The sequence below is a fragment of the Thermohahella caldifontis genome, assembly GCF_041153465.1.
Classification (GTDB): domain Bacteria; phylum Pseudomonadota; class Gammaproteobacteria; order Pseudomonadales; family Oleiphilaceae; genus Thermohahella; species Thermohahella caldifontis.
In genome coordinates, this window is the sequence record NZ_CP154858.1 from 2,959,059 (window position 1) to 2,982,131 (window position 23,073).

General features: G+C 59.7%; 16 protein-coding genes. 10 read left to right on the forward strand and 6 right to left on the reverse strand.

Annotated features, from left to right (window positions below):
• The first annotated feature begins 2 nt into the window (after positions 1–2).
• From AAIA72_RS14405 to AAIA72_RS14415, 3 genes are all read left to right on the forward strand, one after another.
• The gene (locus tag AAIA72_RS14405) at positions 3–404 is read left to right on the forward strand and encodes a hypothetical protein (protein WP_369600985.1); all 402 of its coding nucleotides are present in this window, start codon (positions 3–5) and stop codon (positions 402–404) included.
• A 233-nt stretch (positions 405–637) separates the two neighbouring features.
• Complete coding sequence (locus tag AAIA72_RS14410; RefSeq protein ID WP_369600986.1) at positions 638–5,338, forward strand: DUF6701 domain-containing protein; 4,701 nt, start codon at positions 638–640, stop codon at positions 5,336–5,338.
• Between the two features lie 14 nt (positions 5,339–5,352).
• Complete coding sequence (locus AAIA72_RS14415) at positions 5,353–10,041, forward strand: DUF6701 domain-containing protein (protein WP_369600987.1); 4,689 nt, start codon at positions 5,353–5,355, stop codon at positions 10,039–10,041.
• Between the two features lie 3 nt (positions 10,042–10,044).
• Here AAIA72_RS14415 and AAIA72_RS14420 read toward each other — a convergent pair whose 3' ends face one another.
• From AAIA72_RS14420 to AAIA72_RS14435, 4 genes are all read right to left on the reverse strand, one after another.
• Positions 10,045–11,532 (reverse strand): AAA family ATPase, encoded by a 1,488-nt coding sequence (locus AAIA72_RS14420; protein WP_369600988.1) that lies wholly within the window; start codon positions 11,530–11,532, stop codon positions 10,045–10,047.
• A gap of 58 nt (positions 11,533–11,590) precedes the next feature.
• Entirely contained in the window at positions 11,591–12,388 is a 798-nt protein-coding gene (gene speD / locus AAIA72_RS14425; protein ID WP_369600989.1) for an adenosylmethionine decarboxylase, read from the reverse strand.
• A gap of 86 nt (positions 12,389–12,474) precedes the next feature.
• Positions 12,475–12,897 carry an OsmC family protein gene (locus tag AAIA72_RS14430; protein ID WP_369600990.1) on the reverse strand — a complete coding sequence of 141 codons (423 nt, stop codon included), beginning with the start codon at positions 12,895–12,897 and terminating at the stop codon, positions 12,475–12,477.
• Between the two features lie 85 nt (positions 12,898–12,982).
• The gene (locus tag AAIA72_RS14435; protein ID WP_369600991.1) at positions 12,983–13,609 is read right to left on the reverse strand and encodes a hemolysin III family protein; all 627 of its coding nucleotides are present in this window, start codon (positions 13,607–13,609) and stop codon (positions 12,983–12,985) included.
• 256 nt (positions 13,610–13,865) lie between these two features.
• Between AAIA72_RS14435 and AAIA72_RS14440 the strand changes: the two genes are divergently transcribed.
• The 7 genes from AAIA72_RS14440 to crp all read left to right on the forward strand — a co-directional run bounded on the left by AAIA72_RS14440 (position 13,866) and on the right by crp (position 21,084).
• On the forward strand, positions 13,866–14,447 hold the full coding sequence (locus tag AAIA72_RS14440) for a NapC/NirT family cytochrome c (protein WP_369600992.1): 582 nt from the start codon (positions 13,866–13,868) through the stop codon (positions 14,445–14,447).
• A gap of 28 nt (positions 14,448–14,475) precedes the next feature.
• A complete protein-coding gene (locus tag AAIA72_RS14445) occupies positions 14,476–17,076 on the forward strand; it encodes a molybdopterin-dependent oxidoreductase (protein WP_369600993.1) in 2,601 nt (866 codons plus the stop codon).
• Positions 17,077–17,088: 12 nt separating this feature from the next.
• Positions 17,089–17,898: a 4Fe-4S dicluster domain-containing protein gene (locus AAIA72_RS14450; protein ID WP_369600994.1), complete on the forward strand. Its 810-nt coding sequence runs from the start codon at positions 17,089–17,091 to the stop codon at positions 17,896–17,898.
• Positions 17,885–18,154, forward strand: coding sequence for a hypothetical protein (locus tag AAIA72_RS14455; protein ID WP_369600995.1), 270 nt, complete (start codon positions 17,885–17,887; stop codon positions 18,152–18,154). The genes AAIA72_RS14450 and AAIA72_RS14455 overlap by 14 nt, the downstream gene beginning before the upstream one ends.
• A 6-nt stretch (positions 18,155–18,160) precedes the next feature.
• Positions 18,161–18,808 carry a molecular chaperone gene (locus AAIA72_RS14460; protein WP_369600996.1) on the forward strand — a complete coding sequence of 216 codons (648 nt, stop codon included), beginning with the start codon at positions 18,161–18,163 and terminating at the stop codon, positions 18,806–18,808.
• Positions 18,805–20,319: a 4Fe-4S binding protein gene (locus tag AAIA72_RS14465; protein ID WP_369600997.1), complete on the forward strand. Its 1,515-nt coding sequence runs from the start codon at positions 18,805–18,807 to the stop codon at positions 20,317–20,319. The genes AAIA72_RS14460 and AAIA72_RS14465 overlap by 4 nt, the downstream gene beginning before the upstream one ends.
• Before the next feature lie 123 nt (positions 20,320–20,442).
• Entirely contained in the window at positions 20,443–21,084 is a 642-nt protein-coding gene (crp, locus tag AAIA72_RS14470; RefSeq protein WP_369600998.1) for a cAMP-activated global transcriptional regulator CRP, read from the forward strand.
• Positions 21,085–21,155: 71 nt separating this feature from the next.
• Here crp and trpC read toward each other — a convergent pair whose 3' ends face one another.
• Together trpC and trpD are read right to left on the reverse strand one after the other, a co-directional pair.
• The gene (trpC, locus tag AAIA72_RS14475; protein WP_369600999.1) at positions 21,156–21,968 is read right to left on the reverse strand and encodes an indole-3-glycerol phosphate synthase TrpC; all 813 of its coding nucleotides are present in this window, start codon (positions 21,966–21,968) and stop codon (positions 21,156–21,158) included.
• On the reverse strand, positions 21,968–23,014 hold the full coding sequence (gene trpD / locus AAIA72_RS14480; protein WP_369601000.1) for an anthranilate phosphoribosyltransferase: 1,047 nt from the start codon (positions 23,012–23,014) through the stop codon (positions 21,968–21,970). The genes trpC and trpD overlap by 1 nt, the downstream gene beginning before the upstream one ends.
• Between the last annotated feature and the right edge of the window lie 59 nt (positions 23,015–23,073).

The following is a 23,073-nucleotide window of genomic DNA, read 5'->3' on the forward strand; positions in this document are numbered from 1 at the left end:
ACATGTCCTCACGACGCCAGACCGGTATTGGCCTGCCGGCGGCCCTGTTCGTCATCGTGGTGCTGGCTCTGGTCGCGGTCGCCATTACCGAACTTGAGCGCAGTTCGGCAGAAAGTTTCAGCTTCAATGTGCTTTCTCAGCGTGCATTCTACGCCGCAGAAAGCGGCGCCCAGATTGGCCTGAACCGCCTGTTCCCGCCTGGCGGTGCGGCATCCGCCTGCAGCAACAGCTACTTCGGGGCGACCCAGACTTTCAGTCAGGCGGGCCTGCAGGGCTGCTCGGTCACCGTCGCCTGCCGGGCGGATACAGTGGGCATGGAGACGGTCTATACCCTGACCGCAACGGGCCAGTGTGGTGCGGGAGCCGATTCGGCGATCCGGATTGTGGAGGTGCGGGCGAAATGACATGGTGTCTTTTAACATGGCGCCGGTTTTGTCTGGTACTACTGCTGTGCATGGTGTTGCCTGTTCAGGCGGCCTGGATCATACAGACGCCACCTGCCACAGCCTTTGAGCCAACGGCGACGGCGGTCAACTGGACAATGACCGGCCCCTATCCTGCCGATGATGACTATGAGCTGGTCACATTAGGTTTTGGTTTTCCATTCGGAGGTGTGACGTACAATCAGGTTCGTATCATGAGCAATGGCTTGCTGCACTTCGGTGCAGATCAGATGCTGCATCAGGCCTGGCAGAACCAGTCTTTGCCATACGGCCCGGCAGACCGGTTTATTGCACCCTATTGGGATGACCTTTCACCCGCGGCAGGGGGAAGCGTGACCTGGGATGTGCTGGGGACGGCACCCTACCGGCGGATGGTGGTAACCTGGCAAAATGTGCCGCATTTCCCCAATTCGGGACAATATACCTTTCAGGCTGTGCTCTATGAGACAGGCATCATTCGTTTTCGGTATGGTGGCGGGAGTACAGATGGCAGTAGTGCAACCATAGGCCTGGAAGTCAATAACACATTATTTAGTCAGCATGCCTACAACACCTCGGGTAGTGTCGGCACCACTGCCGATCTGTTGTTTATTGAAAGCTTTCCGGCGATTACGGCTGCCGGCGGGGTCTGTGGGACGGAAAATGCGGTGGTGGTTCAGTTTGCCTCTGCACCGCCGATCGCTGCACGGGATCCGCAGGCCTATACATTGAGTGGTGGGGTGTCCGTGCTCAGCGTGACGCAGCAAAGCCCGGATACTTTTGTTCTGCATACCTCTTCGCTAGACGGTGCAGCCACCTACACCCTTCAGGTTCCAGGTCAGGCTCCGGTAACGGTTAGTTATAGCGGCCTGATGGGGCACTACTTTGATCAGCGGGACAGTTCGGGCAATAAGGTAGCGTGGAATGCAGGCGGCTTGTTCACCGGGAATGAGTATTACCGCCAGGATGCACAAATCAATTTTTCATGGAACAGCGGGATGCCCTCCGTATTTTCCATGCCTGGTGATGGGGACCGATTCAGCATCCGCTGGACCGGATTTCTGGTGCCCTCAACAACTGGAGTTTACGAGTTCAGGTTGTATTCCGATGATGGCATGCGCCTGAATCTCAATGGAACCGAAATTGTCAATGACTGGAATCTGCACGCGCCCCGGTTTTCTGCCCGCTCTGCACCCCAGACGCTGCAGGCCGGTACGGTGTATCCCATACAGGTGGAGCATTTTGAGAACGGCGGGCGGGCATACGCGCAGCTTTGGTGGCGCCGGAATGGCGGGGCAGATCAGGTCGTGCCGGCGACCGAGCTCAGAAGCTGTGCTGTGTTGCCTCCCCCACCGACCGCGGTAGCGCATTATGCATTTGAACAGACGGACTTCTCCGGAACAGGGATCCCTGTTGGTGAATATACAGGAAATGGACGTGATGGTGTGACGGTGGGGGCTGTTGCGACAGACCCTGCCGGCAAGGTATGCAAAGGCATGACTGTACCCGATAACACCTCGTCTGCAGTCCAGAGCGCAGTGAATACCCGGCAGGACGTGGATACCGTGCTCGGTAGTCAGGGGACCATTGCGTTCTGGTACCGGAGTGTGAACAACTGGGCTGACGGTGTGAACCGCACATTGCTGGATGCCAGTACCCGCGTGTTTAACTCTGCGTGGGACAAGTATTTTTATCTTGCCAAGCTGGCTGACGGGCGATTACGGTTCGCGCTCGAGGATAGTGCAGATGGTGATTATGTACTGACTAGTGGTGCTCAGAGTATCGGTGCCGGTACCTGGACCCATATCGCGGTGAGTTGGGATCTCCCGAATGACCAGATGTATGTCTTTGTCAATGGTACGCTCATTGCATCACAGGCTTTCAGCACCAATGGTGTGCTGGGGGATGTCGGCAGTCTCTACGTGGGAGATAACAGTTCAACCTACGCGGCGCCCGGAGCTTCAGCCAACGGAACCCTGGATGAAATCCGGCTCTACTCCTCTGTGTTGTTATCCACTCAGGTGGCTCAGGTGATGAATCTGACTCATCCTTGCGCAGCACCGACAGGGTGTGCTGCAGGTTTTCCCGATGCGCTGGCGAGCCCTGCCGGTGGCCCTCTGTCGATGGGTAAAAATGTGACCGTAAGTGGACCGGATGCCATGTTACCGGTAGGCAGCCTTACTGCCGGTGCAGGTACACTTTGTAACGGGCAGCCGTGTGTCGCCGATCCCGCAACTACAGTCGCATCTATTAACCCCGGTACATTTCCGCCGACAGCCGGAACCACAAATCTTTCAGTCCCCCAAAATGGTACGGGTACTCTGGGTAGTGGAGGGCAAACCCAGTACAACAAGGTATCTGTGGGCAAGACAGGGACGCTGAATGTCGTTGCGGGAACCGGGCCTTTTTACATTAACCAGCTTACATTGGCGGATAACGTCATACTCAACCTGGTGACTGGGGATTACTATATCAATCAGAGTAATCTGAAGTTCAAAAATGTCACCCTGAACGTGGTGGGTAGCGGCACGGTTCGTCTGATTTTCAATCAGGCTGTTAACTTCGGAGACAAGCTGAGGGCGAATTCACCCGGTGGCACGTCGGGAGACCCTTCCCGGCTGATCATGTATGGCTATAGTAACATCCGTTTCCGGAAGCAGAGCGTGGTCAGCGCTTATGTGTATGGTCAAGGTACTATCCGGGTGGATGACAACAGTCAGATCAATGGCGCGCTGACCGCAGATACTCTGGATATTCGCCAGAACACAACCATCAGTTACGATGGCACCGCATTGCTCAATGCGGATTTTGGCTCCTTGTGTGGCAGTTGTACGTTGAGCGGGTTTGCTGTGACCGTATCGGCGTCAGCATTGACCTGCCCCGGCAATGCGGCTGCGGTTTCGCTGACGGCACAATGCAGTGGCGGCGTGACCAAGACCGATTATAGCGGCACTATCAACCTCACCACGTCCTCCGCCCATGGCGACTGGTCGGTGACCGCGGGCAACGGCACGCTGTCGCCGAATCCGGATACGGATGACAACGGCGCAGCCACCTATACCTTTGATGCGGCGGACAATGGCGTGGTGACACTGGCCCTGGCCAACAGCCATGCGGATCAGCTCACGGTGGCCGTGAATGATGCCAGTGCGGGCGTGAGTGCCACCAGCAGTCCCATCACTTTCCTCGACAATGCCTTTGTCATCGACAGTACGGACAGCCTGGGTTACGACTTCATCGCCGGCCGGGACCACGCCCTGTCGGCAACGCTCTGGCGCAAGGACCCGTCGACCGGCGTTTGCGCCATTGCCACGGGCTACAGTGGTACGTACAGCCTCAAGGCCTGGCTGACACGGGATGGGGCCGACCCGGGCGGTGCGGCGCCGGCCGTGACCGCAGCCAGTACGGCTACGCTGCCCAATGCGGTGCCCGGCAGCAACAACCTCAGCGTGGCCTTCAACAATGGGGTGGGCGCGCTGACCTTGCAAACGACGGATGTGGGCAAGTACACCCTCAACCTGCGGGATGATACCAGCGGGTTTGTTCAGGACGCTGCCGGCAACCCGCTCACCATTGATTCCACCGCCACCAGCTCACCCTGGGTGGTCAGGCCGTTTGGACTGCATGTGGAAGCTGCGGGCAATCCGGCAGCCGGCTCGGCCACGGGCCCGGTCTTTACCCAGGCCGGAACGGGATTCACCCTGAATGTCCGTGCGGTGCAGTACCAGAGTGCGGACGACGCCGATGGCGATGGCCAGCCGGATAGCGGCGCCAATCTGGCAGACAACGCGGCGACCGCCGGCTTCGGGCAGGAAAACCCTGCAGAAACGGTCACCCTCAGCAGTACGCTGGTTGCTCCTGCCGGGGGCAATGACCCCGGCCTGACGGGCACCCTTGTGCTCAGCGCCTTCACCTCGGGCACGGCCACCGGCACCTATAGTTATGGTGAGGTTGGCATCATCGACATCAGTGCCGCGCTCACCGATAGCGACTATCTGGGCAGCGGCAAGACCCTGACCAGCAGCACCGGCAACGTGGGACGTTTTATCCCGGCGGATTTCAGTCTCAGCATCAGCCAGCCCGGCTCACTGGACAGCGCATGTACCGCTGCGGGCACCTCCTACATCGGACAGGCCATTCCCTGGGCCAATGTGCCGATTGTGACGATCACGGCGCGCAATGCCAGTGGGGCGACCACGCAGAACTATACGGGCGCTTTCGCCAGGCTGGTGGCCGGGGATGTCAGCGTGACAGCACCCGCGTCAGACAGCACCAACGGCCTGAGCGTCACCGCCACCCTCAACACCGGTGCCCTGAGCGGCAGCAACGGCGTGTTCCAGTACAGTTTCAGCGCACTGGATACCTTTATCTATGACAAGGTGCTCACCGCAAAGGTAGCACCCTTTGTTGCCGACCTCCGGCCACAACTGACTGCCGTGACCGACTCGGATGGTGTGTCGGCTACGGGCATGCCGCTGGGTCTCGCGCCTGCAGGCAGCACGGTCTACTGGGGCCGGATGAAACTGGAAAACGCCTTCGGCCCCGAGACCTTGGCCCTGGACGTGCCGTTCAGCATCCAGTACTGGGATGGCAGCCAATACCTTATCCATGCCGGAGACAACTGCACCACCTACGACGTCAATGATGCCACCTACAGCCTGAGCCTGACCCCGCCTGCCGGCCTGACGACCACGGCCAGCGGAGCGGGCACGGTGGTGGCCGGAGCGGGCAGCCTGACCCTGTCGGCACCCGGAGCGGGCAATACGGGCACTGTTATCCTGCAGTGGAATCAGCCGGACTGGTTGCAGGATGACTTTGACGGCGATGGCACGCTGGACCTGCCGTCCTCCGGGGCGACCTTTGGCCAGTACCGAGGCCACGACCGCATCATCTACTGGCGTGAAGTGGTGCAGTAAGGAGAGTGAGGAGGATGGGTTTCAGCATTCGTTCATTCGTCCTGATTTATCAGACCGCGCTTGCCGGAATACTGCTTTGGAGCAGCCTGCTTTTGAGTGCGCCGGCCTACGCCTGGAAAATGGAAGCAGGTACCTTCACCTTGCCGACAACCAGCAGCAGTACGACCTGGGTGCCTGTCAGCTTTCAGCAGTCCTACAGTGTGGCACCGGTGGTGTCTGTCATCATGTCCAATGCCGGGCCCAACGCCAGTGACGTACGGATTCGCAATGTCACAACAACGGGCTTCGAAGCGTTGCAAGTGGAACCCTGGAGTGAAGACGGGCCACATACGACCGTGACGGTGATGTACGTGGCGGTGGAGCCGGGTGCGCACACGCTGCCCGATGGCACGATCCTGGAGGCGGGTACTGTCTCGACCAAGGAGATCCAGTTTCAGACCAGCAATGCAGATAAACCCAAGGATGCGGGATGGACGAAGGTCAAGCTGGCGAGCAAATTTGCAAAAGAGCCGGTGGTTCTGGCTGATCTTCAGACCGCAAACAACGAGTCAGGCGCGGTGCCCGGCAAGCCATCGGATCCCTGGTTTACCGTGGCGGTGGACTCGGTGAAAAAGAAGGACTTTCAGCTGGCGATCGAGCGCAGTGAGGTGTATGACAGCCGCTACTGGTGGTTTGGCTGGTGGTACATATACAATACACCTGCAGCCCCTGAAACCATTGGCTACATTGCCTGGGAAGCGGGCAAATCGAACAATTTAAAATCCATCACCAATCTGACGGTGCTCTGGCAAAGCATTCGGGCTGCTTCCGCGGTCAAGGGATGGAATGATGGTTGTTCCACCGTTGGATTTGGTACCAGCTACGCAGGCACCCCCATCGTTGTTGCCACCAAGAACAGCAGGAATGAGGCAGATGGCGGTTGGTTCCGGTTTTGCAGTCAGTCATCATCTGCCATCGGCCTGACCATCGACGAAGATGATGCCATTGATTCGGAGCGCAATCATGTCGCTGAAGATGCGGGCATTCTGGTATTCAGTGGCAGCTTTGCCTATGACTCCAACTATACGCCTGCACCGCCCGACCCCTTCATGATCGAGGCGGGCGAGTTCACGGTGGATTCCTCTGCCTTCAAGACCGTGACCTTCCAGCAGGTGTACCCCAATCCGCCCGCGGTGTTCTTCTTGGTGGATACCACCAATCCGGATGCCTCCAATGTCCGCATCCGCAACGTGACGCGCACGGGCTTCGAAGTGATCCAGGTGGAGCCGCCGACACGCACCACGGACAACCCCGATCCGGTCGTGACCGTGCACTATGTTGCGGCGACCTATGGTCAGCATACCTTTCCGGATGGCACGAAAGTGGAGGTTGCCAACATTCCCATGACCCGCTACCAGACAAAGCTGCTGGGTGGATCAGGTTGGCTGGCTGCGGGCTTTTCGGCAGGTTTTACATCCACACCGGCGGTGCTGGCCAATGTTCAGACCATGAACAATGAACCGGCACACGTGCCGGGTACGGATTCGCTGCCCTGGTTATCGGCTGCCGTACGCAATGTGACGTCTTCCGGCATGCAGATTGCGCTGGAGCGGGCGGAGGTCAAGGGGGGCTCGGTATCGGTCGCGGAAGATGTGGCCTATCTGGCCGTGGAGCATGGCACCATTGCAGACTTTTATGACATTGCCGGCCAGCTTGTACAGGCAGAGGCACAACGATCACCTGATACGCTGACAGGGTGGGGTACATGCCGGACGATCAGCTTTTTGCAGAGTTACACGAGTGCACCGCTGGTTGTCGGGGAAAAGAATACCCGTGACGGTGGGGATGGCGGCTGGTTGAGGCGCTGTTCCGTTTCGACAACCGGCGTTCGGCTCTCCATTGACGAAGACACCAACAATGACACCGAGCGGAACCATACCACCGAGCGAGCTGGCCTGATGGTGTTTTCGCGTACTTTTGCCGCAGACTTTTCTCTTGTGGCCAATTATACGCTGGACGGCCCGTCCTGGAACGGCACGCCAGGCGAAGTGCTGGACGGGAGTGGGCATAATCTGCATGGCACGGCCATCGGCGGGGCAAAGTCCGCACCGGCCAAGGTGTGTTATGGCGCGACGCTCAATCCCTCCAATTCGGGCACGGATTACATTGAAGTGCCGGACAATACCCTGCTGGACATTGATGAGGAGTTGACGGTTGCTGCCTGGATCAAGATTGACAGTATACCGGCCAGCGACCTCAAGACGATTGTCTCCAAGGACGAGAACTATGAGTTTCACATTGATTCCGGCGGCAGGGTTTTCTGGTGGTGGCAGAATTCCGGCGGTGCTACACGTTCCTTTACTTCCGCGTCGGTGGTGGCTCCGGGCACCTGGACCCATGTGGCCATTGTGTACTCGCTCCGGAATGGCCGGCAAAGCATTTATATCAATGGCGTGGAAGACGCTTTCCGAACGTATGGCGGTGAAACGCTTTTGTTGAACAGCGATCCCTTCCAGATCGGAGCGGATCAGGGCTATGCTGGCCGCGAGTTCAACGGCCAGATTGATGAAGTCCGGGTCTATAGCCGCCCGTTGGATGCGCTGGCACTGCAGGCGGTGATGAACGTGACGCGCCCCTGTGCCGCAGTACTGGATCACTTCGATGTCACGGTATCGCCCAGTGCATCAACCTGTGTGCCGACGGCAGTGACAGTGACCGCACGTGATCCGGGCAACAATATCCTGACCAGCTATGCCGGCACCATCAACCTCACCACGTCCTCCGCCCATGGCGACTGGTCGGTGACCACGGGTAACGGCACGCTGTCTCCGAATCCGGATACGGATGACAACGGCGCAGCCTCCTATACCTTTGATGCGGCGGACAATGGCGTGGTGACACTGGCCCTGGCCAACAGCCATGCGGATCAGCTCACGGTGGCCGTGAATGATGCCAGTGCGGGCGTGAGTGCCACCAGCAGTCCCATCACTTTCCTCGACAACGCCTTTGTCATCGACAGTACGGACAGTCTGGGTTACGACTTTGTCGCCGGCCGGGACCACGCCCTGTCGGCAACCCTCTGGCGCAAGGACCCGTCGACCGGCGTTTGCGCCATTGCCACGGGCTACAGTGGTACGTACAGCCTCAAGGCCTGGCTGACACGGGATGGGGCCGACCCGGGCGGTGCGGCGCCGGCCGTGACCGCAGCCAGTACGGCTACGCTGCCCAATGCGGTGCCCGGCAGCAACAACCTCAGCGTGGCCTTCAACAATGGGGTGGGCGCGCTGACCTTGCAAACGACGGATGTGGGCAAGTACACCCTCAACCTGCGGGATGATACCAGCGGGTTTGTTCAGGACGCTGCCGGCAACCCGCTCACCATTGATTCCACCGCCACCAGCTCACCCTGGGTGGTCAGGCCGTTTGGACTGCATGTGGAAGCTGCGGGCAATCCGGCAGCCGGCTCGGCCACGGGCCCGGTCTTTACCCAGGCCGGAACGGGATTCACCCTGAATGTCCGTGCGGTGCAGTACCAGAGTGCGGACGACGCCGATGGCGATGGCCAGCCGGATAGCGGCGCCAATCTGGCAGACAACGCGGCGACCGCCGGCTTCGGGCAGGAAAACCCTGCAGAAACGGTCACCCTCAGCAGTACGCTGGTTGCTCCTGCCGGGGGCAATGACCCCGGCCTGACGGGCACCCTTGTACTCAGCGCCTTCACCTCGGGCACGGCCACCGGCACCTACAGTTATGGTGAGGTTGGCATCATCGACATCAGCGCCGCGCTCACCGATAGCGACTATCTGGGCAGCGGCAAGACCCTGACCAGCAGCACCGGCAACGTGGGACGTTTTATCCCGGCGGATTTCAGTCTCAGCATCAGCCAACCCGGCTCACTGGACAGCGCATGCACCGCTGCGGGCACCTCCTACATCGGGCAGGCCATTCCCTGGGCCAATGTGCCGATTGTGACGATCACGGCGCGCAATGCCAGTGGGGCGACCACGCAGAACTATACGGGCGCTTTCGCCAGGCTGGTGGCCGGGGATGTCAGCGTGACAGCACCCGCGTCAGACAGCACCAACGGCCTGAGCGTCACCGCCACCCTCAACACCGGTGCCCTGAGCGGCAGCAACGGCGTGTTCCAGTACAGTTTCAGCGCACTGGATACCTTTATCTATGACAAGGTGCTCACGGCAAAGGTGGCCCCCTTTGTTGCCGACCTCCGGCCACAACTGACTGCCGTGACCGACTCGGATGGTGTGTCGGCTACGGGCATGCCGCTGAGTCTCACGCCTGCAGGCAGCACGGTCTACTGGGGCCGGATGAAACTGGAAAACGCCTTCGGCCCCGAGACCCTGGCCCTGGACGTGCCGTTCAGCATCCAGTACTGGGATGGCAGCCAGTACCTTGTCCATGCCGGAGACAACTGCACCACCTACGACGTCAATGATGCCACCTACAGCCTGAGCCTGACCCCGCCTGCCGGCCTGACGACCACGGCCAGCGGAGCGGGCACGGTGGTGGCCGGAGCGGGCAGCCTGACCCTGTCGGCACCCGGAGCGGGCAATACGGGCACGGTCATCCTGCAGTGGAATCAGCCGGACTGGCTGCAGGATGACTTTGACGGCGATGGCGTGCTGGACCTGCCGTCCTCCGGGGCGACCTTTGGGCAGTACCGAGGCCACGACCGCATCATCTACTGGCGTGAAGTGGTGCAGTAGGCGTCAGCCGGCGTTCACGCAGCGGCCGGCGGCCCACTGCCGCAGGGCCTCCACATCCTCGCAGCGCACCACGGAAAGGGGCTGGGTGGCATGCAGGGCATGGAGAATGTCTTCCGTGCCCAATGGCTTTTCACTGTGGGCGCTGTGGTAGATGGCGGAAACAATGGCCTGCTCGATCTCTGCCCCCGAAAACCCTTCGGAAACCTGGGCCAGCGCATTGAGGTCGAACTGAATGGGTTCCAGTTGCCGCTTGCGCAGGTGGATGTCAAAGATCTCCCGGCGCACGCTTTCATCCGGCAGATCCACGAAGAAGATTTCATCCATGCGGCCCTTGCGCATCAGCTCCGGTGGCAGGCGCGAGACATCGTTGGCGGTGGCAACCAGAAAGACCGGATGGGTGCGCTCGGCCATCCAGGTGAGTAGCGTGCCCAGCAGGCGGCGCGAGACACCATCGTCACTGTCGGACTGAGCCAGGCCTTTCTCCACCTCATCCATCCAGAGGACACAGGGGCTCATCAGTTCGGCCATCTGCAGGGCCTCGCGCAGGTTCTTCTCCGTTTCACCCACATACTTGTTGTACAGCGCGCCCATATCAAGGCGAATCAGTGGCAGCTCCCAAAGTCCGGCCACGGCCTTGGCTGCCAGACTTTTGCCGGCGCCCTGAACACCCAGCAGGAGAATGCCGCGTGGGGGCTCCAGTCCCTGAGGCTGCCGGCCCTCCAGAAAGGCGCCACGTCTCTGCATCAGCCACTGCTTGAGATGGGACAGACCGCCCACCTCGGAAAACCGGGCCGTATCCAGTTCAAAGCGTACGGCCCCTTCCAGATCCAGCAGATCGAACTTGGCCTTGTTCACGGCCGGCAGATCAGAAGGCGTGATGGCACCGTCGTCGAAGATGGCCGCCCGGGCAAGCCGTCTGGCATCACTCCATGAAAGGCCCTGCAGGTTGCGGACCAGGGCATTGAGTGCGCGCCCATCCGCTTTCACCTTGCTGCCATGTTGCTGGGCCCATTTGTTGGCTTCCTCCCGGACTATGGCGAGGATTTCTTCCGCGTCCGGCATGCGCAGGCTGAAACGCGCCGAATAACGCCGTATCTCCGGGGGAAGCGTCATCTGGTGGCTGATGAACACCAGTGTATGGCCGAGCTGGCCGTAACGCAGGGCAATGTCCTTGACCAGGCGCACCCGCTCGGGGCTGCCCTCCAGAAACGGATGGTAGTCGCAGAGGGCATAGAGTGCGGGCGTGCGCGCCTGCTTGATATGTTCCAGCACGGCGCCCGGGTCTTTCAGCGGATCTTCCCGGCTCAGCTCGAATCCGAAGCCGCCGGCCCGGTTGAGACCTTCCGTGATGGTCCAGGTATACAGGGTCATGCCCTGCCGGATGGCCACGCGGGTCAGCAAGTCCAGAACATGCTGTTCTTCATGTGATTCCACCACCACAAGTGGTGTCTTTGAGGCAATGATGAGGGCCAGATCACGGGCATCAGGCATGAGAAATCTCCCGGTGTGGATGCCCGAAGCATAGCACAGCCCCCGAGGGGGCTGCGAATCAACGATCCGGCATGTTGCGCGAGTAGAAGATCTCCAGCATTTCCTTGCGCAGGCGCTTGGCAATGCTCTCCTGCTCTTCAGGGCTCAGGGCGTCCACCCCGGTGCCGAACAGATAGTTGTCCAGATTGAACTCCTTGAGCAGCATCTTCGTGTGGAACAGGTTTTCCTGATACACGTTGACGTCAATCATCTGATACGCATTGCGCGTATCTTCACTCAGGAAGTTCTGGATGGAATTGATGTCGTGATCAATGTAGTGCTTCATGCCGTCGGTATCGCGGGTGAAGCCGCGGACACGGTAGTCGATGGTGACGATATCCGAGTCAAAGCTGTGGATCAGGTAGTTCAGCGCCTTCAGGGGCGAGATCAGGCCACAGGTTGATACGTCGATGTCCGCACGGAAGGTGCTGATCCCGTTGTCCGGGTGACTTTCCGGGTAGGTGTGCACGGTCACGTGGCTCTTGTCCAGGTGGGCTACCACGGTTTCCGGCAGCGGGCCGGGGCTCTCCGTCGTGGCATGACTCGGCGGCGCAACCTCATGCTCGGCAATGAGCATGGTCACGGAAGCGCCGTGGGGATCGTAGTCCTGACGTGAAACATTGAGGATGTGCGCACCGATGATATCGACCACGTCCGTGAGGATCTGGGTCAGGCGCTCGGCGTTATACTGCTCGTCAATATACGCGATGTACTCTTCGCGCTGCGATGGCGTTTGCGCGTAACAGATATCGTAGATGTTGAAACTGAGCGACTTGGTCAGGTTGTTAAACCCGTGCAGTTTAAGCTTAGGCTTCATTCCGGATCCTCACGACTGGCCCAAACCCCGCCGGCATTGAGCCGGCATGCTGCCCGCTTGCGCAGGCCCTTCAAGCGAAACGCGAATTATGCACCAGATTGAATCGCGTAGCTATGGGTAATTTCCACGCCGCCGCGTTCGAGCATGATGGATGCCGAACAGTACTTCTCCGCAGAGAGCTCAACGGCCTTTTTCACCAGGTTCTCGCGCAGATTGTTGCCGGAAATGATGAAATGCACATGAATTCGCGTGAACACTGCGGGCACCGCGTCGGCACGTTCGGCGGTGATTTCGGCACGGCAGCCGGTTACATCCTGACGGCTTTTTTTCAGGATGTGGACCACGTCAAAGCTGGTGCAGCCGCCCAGGCCCATCAGCAGCATTTCCATGGGACGCGGTCCCTGGTTCCTGCCCCCGTGATCGGGCGGGCCGTCCATGATGAGGGTGTGTCCGGAGCCGGACTCTGCCACAAACTTGGCGTCGCCGCCCCAGGTAATGGTCGTTTTCATGCTTGGGTGTCCTCCACCGCTGACTATCGCGGCGGAAGCGTACCACAAAGCCGTGTGATTGTTGAGCGGCCTGTCGCGGATGGGATTACGCTGTCAGCACGTACCCGTAGATGGACGCAAAGTGCATCGCTGCACCGCCCAGCACGAACAGATGCCAGATCGCGTGGGAGTAGGGCACCCCCTTCATGGCGTAGAACACGGCACCGATGGTGTAGAGCAGACCACCCCCTGCAAGCAGCCACAGGGCCTCACCGGGCAGTGCCACGTAAAGCGGGTAGATGATCACCAGCGCCAGCCACCCCATGAGCAGGTAGGTGGTGAGCGAGATTTTCGGAAAACGCTGGCCGGCCAGCAGCTTGAATCCGACGCCTGCCGCCGCCAGGCTCCAGATGACCAGTGTCATGGGCACCCCGACCGAATCCTTGAGGGTGATCAGCAGGAAGGGGGTGTAGCTGCCTGCGATCAGCAGGTAGATGGCGGAATGATCCAGGGTTTTCAGCCACTTCTTCATTTCCGGGCGTTTGGCACCGTGGTAGAGGGTGGAGGCCAGGAACAGCAGCACCATTGACAGGCCATAGACCACGGCACAGGCCACTTCAATCGTGCCCTGCGCTCGCATGACAAGGGCCACGAGACCGGCCAGGGCCAGCAGGCAGCCGGCACCGTGAGAAAGGGTATTGAGACGTTCTTCAGCGGGGGAGTATTCGGACATGATGTGCCTTGATGCAAAACAAACTGTGAGGCTGTATGCCACCGTTGGGCAAATTTAACACAATCCGTCGCGAAACCCTAGTGCCCGCCCCGATTGAATAGCAAGCGCCTCCCGACGGCTTTCTTACAAAGCCGTAAGAAAAAGCCGGTGAATTTGACCGGTGTCAAATCGCCTTTCCACCAAAGGGGTATTGTAAACCTGTCGGGGAGCCGTTCCTCGGCGCCCACTTTCTAAAAGAAATAGAGGCCGAGAGAGTATGAGCAGGCGATTGAAGACCTTTTTATCCGTGTTGCCTCTGCTGATCGTGGGAGTTCTGGCGGGCCACTTCCTGACAATCGGGCAGGAAGCCTTCAATGAAGCGACGGCCACAACTGAATTCTGCGGTTTGTGTCACGCGTCGATTGTGGAGAGTGAGACGTTCAAGACGTCCAATCACCGCATGAACCGGTTCGGCGTCACTGCCGAGTGTGGTCAATGCCACACGCGTGAGGGGTTCTATCTTGAAACCTGGGATCATGTGTCCTCGGGTATCCGCAGCCTGGTGCTGGGGATCGCCAAGGGTCACCTGACCGACCCGGAGTTGCAGGATACGCTGGGCGAGGAAATGGCGCACAATGCGCGGGACTGGTTTGTTTCCGTGGATTCGGCGCCGTGCAAACGCTGTCACAACGATCCTTCCGGATACCCCATGTCCGGACGGCCGGGTGTCGCGCGTGAGCATGAAAAAGCCAAGCGGCAGGGGATTTCCTGTATCGGGTGTCATTACAACCTGGTGCACGAAGCGCAACCTGTGCGACCTGAATTCAAAGCCGCCAACACGCTCAAAGATGATCACTGATCGAACTCGCAGATTTCCGGAGGCAGTTATGCAAACCACGCGTCGAGGATTTATCAAGGGCATGGGCGCCCTGGGAGCCGCCGCACAGATTACTGTGGCGCCGACCCTGATCGCCAGCGCCGTCAACAAGGCCAATGCAGCCGAAGCCGCCAAGGGCCCGGTTGTGGATTATGTGAAGTCCACCTGTGTGCACTGTGTGAACTTCTGTGGTATCAACGTCAAGCGCCAGAACGGCGTCATCCGGGCCATCTATCCGGATGAAGCCCGCAAGGAATTCTACAACGACGGCATTTGCCCGAAAGGGGTTTCCGGGGTGTTCAACACCTATAACCCGTACCGGGTGAAGAAGCCGCTCAAGCGTACCAATCCGAAAAAGGGTGTGAATGAAGACCCGGGCTGGGTGGAAATCAGCTGGGAAGAAGCGCTCAATACCATTGCAGACAAGCTCAAGAAAATCAGAGAAGAGAACCCATCAAAGCTTGTCTGGCAGCACGGACACGGAAAGTATCTGATCCAGGACAAGTTTCCAAAGGCATGGGCCAAGGCATTCGGCACACCCAACGTGGTACACAGGACGACTGTCTGCGAATCAGCGCGCCATGTGGCAGATGAAACCACCTGGGGCGGCCATGCCTGGATGCCGGACCTCAAGCAGACCGAGCTGATGCTGGTTTTCGGGGCCAACCCCTATGAAGCCGAGCAGTGGGCACGCTGGCTGGATCATCAGATTCTGGATGCGCGTGAGCGCGGCATGAAGATGGTCTATTTCGATCCGCGTCACTCCAGTGCAGCAGCCAAGTCGGATCAATGGGTGCCCATCCGCCCGGGCAAGGATGTCCTGTTCTGCCTGGGGATGGCGAAGCAGCTCATCGAGATGGGCTACATCGACGAGGAGTTTCTGGTTGAATACACCAACTCCACTTCGCTGGTGGGTGCGGACGGCAAGATTCTGCGCAACAGCAAAGGTGAGGATCTGGTCTGGGATACGGTGACGAAGACCGCCCGGCCCTTCAAGGAAGGCGTCCGGCCCGCATTGCGCGGCAGCTATACCGTGCAGGGGCGCAAGGTGCGTACTGCCTTCGAAGCCTTTGTGGACAGCCTGAAGGAGATTACGCCGGAGTATGTGGAAGAGGTGACTTCCGTTCCTGCCCGGACATTGCTGGAACTTTCCCGCGAGTTTGGCGAAAAGGCCCGTATCGGTGCCACAGTGAAGATTGACGGGGAAGAGTATCGTTACCGGCCGGTGGTTGTGCATACCTTCCGCGGGATGGCCGCCAAGGAGTATGGTGTGCAGAACTGGCGTTCCGGCCTCATCCTGATGATGCTGGTCGGTGCCATGGATGCGGTGGGCAGCCAGCTCCTGCACCATGTCAACCCGGACTACAAGAGCCGCAAGGTGGCCAAGTGCGAGTATCCGCCCAAGCGTGTGGATCTGCAGGAGTCTGTGTTCTTCCCTTATGCCACACATAATGTCGCACAGCAGGTCGCATTGACACAGCTTGATCCTGAAAAGTACGGCTTGCCTTATAAGCCGGAGATGAACATTTTCTATGCCACTAACAGACCATTCTCCACCTCGGAGGCCCTGAAGCAGTTTGAAGGTTATGCCAAGACCTTCAATGTGGTGATCGATATCTATCTGACCGATGTTACGCAGGTGGCTGATATTGTCCTGCCGGACGTGACCTATCTGGAGGATTATCAGTTTGCGCCCACCCGTTGGACGGCTGACACGTCTCATGTGGCAATCCGGCAGCCTGTCGTCAAGGAACGTGCATATGGTGTGAAGTACAGTGCCCAGGAAGTCATGCTGGAGCTGGCTCGCCGTGTAGGCTTCTATGAGGACTACATCAAGAACATCAACAAGAACTTCAAACTCAAGAAGTATGCGCTGGATCCGAAGAATCCCCGTATCACACCGAAGGAATTGGTGGCTGCTCTGTGGCTTGAAAAAACCAAAGGCAAGCCCTTCAGTTATGCGGAAGAGCACGCCTTTGTAGGCAAGCACAAGAAGCCGGAGGATATGTATCACCACGGCGTCGAGAAACACTACAAGGGGGCCGGCAAGCCGAAGATCAATTTCTATGCCGAGCAGTTACTGCATACCTATGAGAAGATTGCCGATCTCAAGCAGAAGCATGGCATTGATGCCATTGATCTCGAGCGCTACAAGGTCGCCCTCTCGCCGGTGCCCACGAAGGAACATGCCTTCCCGACCCCACACCGTGAGGCGAAGGACTATCCGCTGTATCTGACGACCTACAAGCGCATGTACCGGAACCAGGCGGGCAACATGTCCTTCAACCCGATCCTGAACAACCTCGGGCCGGATACGGATCACAACTTCATGCTGATCCAGAAGCAGACAGCGAAGAAGCTCGGGATCCGCAATGGCGACGAAGTGATCATCGAAACCCGTGTCGGCAAGGCGCGTGCCGTGGCCAAGGTGGTGGAAGGGCAGCATCCGGATGTGGTGTCCGTGTCCTATCACTACGGCAACATCGGCGTGGCCTATCCCGACTGGGCGCGCAAGGGCACCTGGATCAACCCGGTACTGGAGCTGCATCCGGATCTCATTGCCGGCATGAACAGCTTCAACGATACCAAGTGCAAGGTCTACAAGGCTTAAGGAGCGGATACCATGACAAAGCTTGTACGTGTAATTGACATGGAGCGCTGCATGGGCTGCCGCTCCTGTATCGCCGCCTGTCACGTGGAAAACCATTTCACGCCGGGCGCCCCCTGGAACATGATGATCGAGCGGGAGGTGGGCAAGTACCCCTATTCGCGCACGGTTTTCTCAACCATGAACTGCATGCACTGTGAAGAGCCGGCCTGCAAGAAGGCCTGTGACGCCATTGGTGTGCAGGCCATCAGCAAGAACGAGTTGGGCGTGGTTATCATCGACTACGACAAGTGCATCGGCTGTGGTTACTGCTTTGCGGTCTGCCCCTATGGGGTGCCGCAGGAAACCAGGGCGGAGAACATTGATAACCTCTTCCCGGGGCAGGACAAGACCCCCTACGAGGCAATCCCGGACAGCGAGCGCCATCCGACCCATCGCAAGAAGGGCAAGACCTATCAGAAGTGCACCTTCTGTGCTCACAAGCTGGACAAGGCGGTGGCCGATGGCAAGGTGGACCGGATCGGCAAGGACCCGGAGTATACACCGAGCTGCGACCTGGTCTGCCCGGTCAGTGCACGGCACTTCGGCGATATCGAGGATCCGAGCAGCGAAGTGGTGCGGATCATTGGCGAGAAAAAGGCAGCGCGCCTGAAGGAAGAATTCGGCACGCACCCGCAGGTGTACTATGTGCTTGAAGGGGGGACTACTAATGTGGACCAAACTTGCAACCGCGGCACTGATCGTGGCGGCCTCAACGGCTTGGGCAGAAAAGCCGGTCAAGAGTGTCGAACTGTCCCGCGTGGCGGAGCAGTTGCGCAACCATGAGATCAACATCGAGCAGGGTCCCGGTCTGGACCGGGAGCATGGCCGCTTCCATGTGATTCACTCGGATGTGCTCATGCTGGACTGCTCCACCTGTCACGGAAAGCCCAAGTATCGGGAAGGCGTGCTGAACTTCTCCAAGTTCAAGCCTTTCCCTGCCAAGGCCAAGGGACAGTTTGAAAAGAGCGTGTGTCTGGGGTGTCATCAGGAAGGCGGTATCGCAACGACTTTCTACACACCGTCCACGACCGACGAGTGAGGTGGCATGACACATACTGAAGAGCTCAGAACCGAGAGTCAGACCCTGTGGCTTCTGGCCGAACTGAGCGCCGAGACACCAGCCCGTGAGCGGCTGGTGTCTTTGCGTCAGGCCCTGGAGACCGCACGGGAAACGGATCCCGAGGATCCGATGGCTGTACTGTGGCTGGCCGGGCTGGAGGAGGCGCTGGATTCCGATGCCGGCTGGCTGGAGGTCCGCAAGGATTATGTGCGCCTGTTTTCAGGGGTGTACAAGGAAGGGGGGCCGACACCCCCCATGCAGTCGGCCGTCATGCCGGACGGCGGTGACATGGTCCAGCTGATGGCGCATCTGGCCGATCTGTTCGCCCGCTCGGGTTTTGTCCGTCCGGAGGGGCTGAGCCATGCCCATGACCACGTGTCAACCCTGTTGTTCTGTCTTGCCGCCCAGCGGTTCGGTCAGGCACAAGCCCTTGATGAAGGGGATACGGAAGCGGCCGAACGGTTTCAGCGACTGTATCATTACACCCTGCGCAATCATCTGCTGCCCTGGGTGCCGGCCTGGCTGGAACAGGCGCAGCGGCATGCGCGCAGCACCTTTTACAAGGCGTGGATGGCCGGCCTCAATGATGCCGTTCACCAGCTTCGTGCCACACTGGAGACAGAAGACGCATGAGTGCACTTGAAGTTGCCCTGACCCCCCTAAAAATGCTGCAACTGGATAACGCGGGCCATGCGCTGGTACTGGGCGCAAACCGTTTGGCGCCGGGGGTGGCCGACGCGCTCAAGGCGGCCGGACTGAAGCTCGTCGCGGCAGGGGCCTCGCCCTCTGAGCAGGATGCGGCCTGTTTCCGTGACCGTATACCGGCTGCACCGGACCGGATTGAAGGTTGGCTGGGACATTTCAGTACCCGCCTTCGCCTGAGGGATCAGGATGAGGATCTCGGCGTATTCAGCGGGCGCTCCGACAACCATTGGGACTGGATCATTGATGCCCGTCCTGCCGGTGCCTTCGCCACGGAGATGGCACCACCCGGTTACCTCCATTTGCCGGACGGCACCCTGACCGAGGCTGCACGGGCGCAGTTGGCCCTGGCGGGCGAAAAGCAGGTTTCCATTCCCCGGCATGTGCAGCACAGGCCGGAACGTTGTGCTCATTTCAATCTCGGCCACGAGGGCTGTACCCGTTGTCTGGAGGTGTGTCCGGCCGGCGCGCTGAGGAGCGAGGACGGCATGATTCAGGTGCAGCCGGAACTTTGTCACGGTTGCGGCACCTGTGTCATGGCGTGTCCCACGGGTGCCATCCGTTACGACTATCCCAGCCTGCAGGGCGTGCTGACTGCAGCGCTGGATGCGCTGCATGAGAGGGGAACTGATGCAGCGGGAACGGTGCGCATCGCATCGGTACCCGTTCCCGAGACACCCGGTGTGCTGGATGTCCAGTTGCCTTCCGTGATCAGTTTTGGTGCAGAGTTGTGGCTGTCATTGCTGGCCATGGGCTGGGCCCGTGTACACCTGGTGACGCAGGGTGTGCCTGCCAGTACCCGGGCATTGATACGGGATGAGGTTGCGCACTGGAACAGCATTCTGGATGTGCCCAGACTGGTGGTGACGGATGTATACGAGGCGAACGATGAGCCCGTGATCCCGGCGCAGGTGACGCCGCTGCCGTCTTCATTCCGCACCTGGAAAACGGACAAGGCGCGCCTGCTGGGTGATGCCCTGGCACGCCTGATTCCTGCGGATGAAGGCTTTCTCGCCCGGCCGCAGGGCTTTCCGCTGGGGCGTGTGGTCATCAATCCGGAAGCCTGTACTCAGTGTCTGGGCTGCGTGCAGTTGTGTCCGGTGGACGCCCTGAGCGCCAATGATGCCGAAGACCGCCTTGAATTCAGTACCCTGCGCTGCGCGCAGTGCGGCATTTGCGCCAGCGGCTGCCCGGAGCAGGCGATTCGCATTGAACCGGGGCTGGAGCTGGCACCTGAACGCCGGACACAGCCTGTCGTATTGTTTGAGGTGGAAAAGGCCCGCTGCCGGGGCTGTGGGGCACCCATCATGTCGCGACGGGTACTGGATTCCGTGCGTGCGCGGCTGGCGTCGGATCCCAAGGTGAATCTGGATGTGCTCGATCTGTGTCAGGAATGCCGGGTGAATCACCTGTTCGGCTTTCCGCTGGGTGACAAGGATTGATTCGCCAGATTGGTCTATACTGTTCACACAGCGAAGTTGCTGCGCACGCGGGAAGTTGGTATAAGTTTCTGAACAACAATATCACTCCTGCGTTCGCAGTTCACAAAGGTGGGACAGAACTCTATGGCGACACTGACCAGAACCGTCGAAAACAAAACCAAGCATCTGGACTATTTCCTGAGCCAGTGCCATCGCCGGCGTTACCCGGCCAAAAGCACCATCATCTATGCAGGGGACAAGAGTGATTCCCTGTTCTATATCATCAAGGGATCAGTGACGGTCATCATCGAGGATGATGACGGGCGCGAAATGATCATGGCCTACCTCAATGCGGGCGATTTCTTCGGCGAGATGGGGCTGTTTGACAATGAAGACTGTCGCAGTGCCTGGGTCAAGGCCAAGACCGAATGTGAAGTGGCGGAAATCAGCTACACCAAGTTTCGCGAGATTGCCCAGGAAGATCCCCGCATCCTCTATTTCATCGGCGAGCAGATGGCCACGCGCCTGCGCCAGACCACCCGCAAGGTTGGAGACCTGGCCTTCCTGGACGTGACCGGCCGCGTGGCCCGTACGCTTCTGGATCTGTGCAAGGAGCCGGATGCCATGACGCACCCGGACGGCATGCAGATCAAGATCACCCGTCAGGAAATCGGCCGCATTGTCGGCTGTTCACGCGAAATGGTCGGCCGCGTGCTCAAGGCGCTGGAAGAACAGGGGCTGGTGCAGGTCAAGGGCAAGACCATGGTGGTGTACGGTACCCGATGACGCTTCTTCTGCGGGCCATGCCCGAACAGGCAGGCCCGCGACCTCAGGGACAGTGCCCCTGAGGTCGGGATTCAGGCTGCGGATTCGGGGAAGAACAGCGTTCTCAGCTGGCTGCCCGGATCTTCTGCCCGCATGAAGGATTCACCCACCAGGAAGGTATGCACCTCGTGGCGCAGCATCAGCTCCACGTCATCCCGTGTGTGAATGCCGCTTTCGGTCACGATGATCTTGCCGGCGGGGATGTCCGGGATCAGTTCGATGGTGGTGTTCAGGTCCACGTGAAAAGTGTGCAGGTCCCGGTTGTTGATGCCCAGCAGCGGTGTGTTCAGGGGCAGGGCAGCTTCCATTTCCCGGGCATTGTGCACTTCCACCAGCACATCCAGACCGATTTCACGGGCCAGATCACAAAGGCGGGTCATGGTGGCGCTGTCCAGCGCGGCGGCAATCAGGAGAATGCAGTCGGCACCGATCATCCGGCTTTCATACACCTGATACTCGGAGACGATGAAATCCTTGCGCAATACCGGAAGCTGGCAGGCATTGCGTGCGGCGATCAGGTAGCTGTCCGCACCCTGAAAGAAGTCCACATCGGTCAGCACGGACAGGCAGGTGGCCCCGCCGGCTTCATAGCTTCGGGCGATGGCCGCCGGGTCGAAATCTTCCCGGATTACGCCCTTGCTGGGAGACGCCTTCTTGATTTCGGCAATCACGGCAGGTTGCTCCCGGTGCAGCTGATCGGCAATGGCCCGGGCAAAGCCCCGCGGCACCGGTGCCCGAACGAGATTGTCACGCAACACGGCCAGCGGCAGGCGCCGTTCCCGGGCAGCCACTTCCTCGTGCTTGCGGTCAATGATCTTGCGGAGAATGGTGGGCGTTTCGCTCATCAGGCCTCATCTTCCTGTGCAAAGATACGGGTAAAGCTTGCCAGTTCCTCGATCTTGGCCAGCGCCAGGCCGCTGCCGATGGCATCCAGTGCCTGCTCCACGCCGGCCTTCAGGGTGTCGGCGAGATCCGCGGCGTAGATGGCGGCCCCGGCATTGAGTGCCACCAGGTTCCGTGCACGCACGGCCACGGGTTCCTGACTGTCACCCAGTGCTGCTTCGATGACCCCCAGACTTTCTTCGGCGCTGGAGACGCTCAGGCCATCCAGGGTGTCGGTGGCCAACCCCACGTCTTCCGGTGTCAGGGTGTAGGTGGTCACTTCCCCGTTGCGCAGCTCGGCCACCTGTGTGGGTGCGGCGAGGCTGATTTCATCCAGTCCGTCATCGGCATGCACCACCAGCACATGCTCGCTGCCGAGCCGTTTGAACACCTGGGCCAGCGGCTCGCAGAGGCGGGCATCAAACACGCCCATGACCTGCTTCCTGACGCCGGCCGGATTGGTCATGGGGCCCAGCACATTGAAAATGGTGCGGATGCCCATTTCCCGGCGCGGGCCGATGGCATGCTTCATGGCGCTGTGGTGAGCCGGCGCGAACAGGAAGCCCACGCCTACGGCCTCGATGGTGCGGGCCACTTGTTCCGGGGTGAGCACCAGATTGACGTCCGCCGCTTCCAGCACGTCTGCGCTGCCGGTGGCGCTGGAGACGGAGCGGTTGCCATGCTTGGCGACCTTGCCGCCCGCCGCCGCGACCACAAAGGCGGCCGCAGTGGAGACGTTGAACAGGTTGGCACCGTCACCGCCGGTGCCGCAGGTGTCCACCAGATGCTCGCCGGTGACGTGGACGGGGGTGGCCAGCTCGCGCATGACGGTGGCCGCGCCGGTGATTTCCTCGATGGTTTCGCCCTTCATGCGCAGTCCGACGAGAAAGCCGCCAATCTGGGCCGGTGTGGCCTCGCCGGTCATGATCTGGCGCATCACGGCGCTCATTTCATCGGTGGAGAGATCCTGATGCTGTGTCACCCGTGCCAGTGCTGTTCTGATGTCCATGCCTGCTCCTGCCTGTTCTTGTCGTGTTGAGGTGCCATTGAAGGCTGATTGTACCCAAG